General features: G+C 67.3%; 1 protein-coding gene. It reads right to left on the bottom strand.

Annotation, left to right across the window (positions count from 1 at the left end; genetic code table 11):
- Positions 1 to 22 precede the first annotated feature (22 nt).
- Positions 23 to 1,228 (bottom strand): IS110 family transposase, encoded by a 1,206-nt coding sequence (locus AB0O89_RS15030; RefSeq protein WP_363499281.1) that lies wholly within the window; start codon positions 1,226 to 1,228, stop codon positions 23 to 25.
- Positions 1,229 to 1,459 lie beyond the last annotated feature (231 nt).

The raw sequence follows: 1,459 nt of genomic DNA, 5'->3' as shown, positions 1-1,459 counted from the left end.
GAAAGGAATCTCAATTGGCTTGTCAAGCGGCGATGGGCGTGGTGGGTGGTGATTCCTGATGGAAGGTTGTGCCGTCGCGCAGGAGTGCCCAGATCACGTTGATGCGTCGCCTCGCGAGGGCGAGGACGGCTTGTTTGTGGGTCTTGCCCTCGTGGCGTTTCCGGTCGTAGTAGGCGCGGGATTCGGGGTGGGAGCGGGCGGCGACCTCGGCGGAGAGGTAGCAGGTTCGGAGCAAGCGGCGGCTGTATCGCTTGGGTCGGTGCAGGTTCCCTTTAATGCGTCCGGAGTCTCGGGGCACGGGAGCGACGCCGGCGATGCTGGCAAGGCGGTCCGCGGATTCGAAGTCGGTGAGGGTGCCACCGGTGAATGCGATGAACTCGGCCGCGAGCAGGGGTCCGAATCCGGGCAGGCTCAGGAGAGATTCGGCGTGCCGGTGGCGGCGAAATCGGGTCTCGAGCTGAGACTCGACCTCTTCGACCTCCTCCCGCAGCCGCAGCGCCTCACCGGCAAGTCGCTTCACGATCATCGCGGCGGCGTCTTGCCCGGCGACGATGGTGTGCTGGGTGTGGGCGGCGTCGACGGCGATCTGAGCGATCTGCTCGGGTTGCCGGGTGCCTGTCTTGCGGAGCTTCGCGGTGACGCGGGCCACTCCGGCGTGGCGAAGCTGTTGGGGTGTCTGGTACTCGGCGAGCAGGGCCAGCGCGCCCTTGCGGCGGGCGTAGTCGAACGCGGCTTCCAGGGCGGGGAAGTATTCCAGCAGCGTGGCGCGGAGACGGTTGATCGCGCGGGTGCGGTCAGCGACGAGATCGGCGCGGTGCGCGGCGAGCATCCGCAGCTCGACCGCGATGTCGTCCGTCGCGCGGACCGGGGTCAGATCCCGACGCATCCGGGCTTGGTCGGCGATGATCGCGGCGTCTTTCGCGTCGGTCTTCCCGTCGCCGCGGTAGGCGGCCGCGGCGTGATGGACCGTGCGGCCGGGGATGTAGAGCAGGGGCTGCCCGTTCGCGGCGAGCACCGCGATCAGCAGCGCGGCCCCGCCCTGATTCAGATCCGTCGCCCAGACCAGCTCGCCGGCGTCGGCCAGTCCGGTCACGTCCGCCAACAGCGCGAGGATCTCGTCCTCGGTGTTGGCGACCTTCCGAGACAGCAGCCGGGCGCCGTCCTCGTCGATCACCACGCAATGATGATGGGTTTTGCCGGCATCCACTCCGGCCCAAAATCGCGGCATCCGCGTCTCCGTTCTCTCCGGTGCTTCCACCCCAGCGAACGACCACGCCGTCTCGTCCTTACACAGCGATCAGATCGCATCTCTCAATCAGCGGTCGAGTCGTTGCGGGACACCGGACGGCCAATCCTTTCCAGCCGTCGGAACGGCACCCACATGACAGCCATACCCGGCACCCCTGGGGTGGTCAGAAGCCTACGACGCCCCCGAAACCACCACTCAACAAAGTAAGGA

This window comes from Microbacterium sp. NPDC076895 (genome assembly GCF_040687115.1).
Taxonomy (GTDB): Bacteria; Actinomycetota; Actinomycetes; order Actinomycetales; family Microbacteriaceae; genus Microbacterium.
Note: the sequence above shows the minus strand (reverse complement) of the source record. Positions and strands in the feature narration are given on the sequence as shown.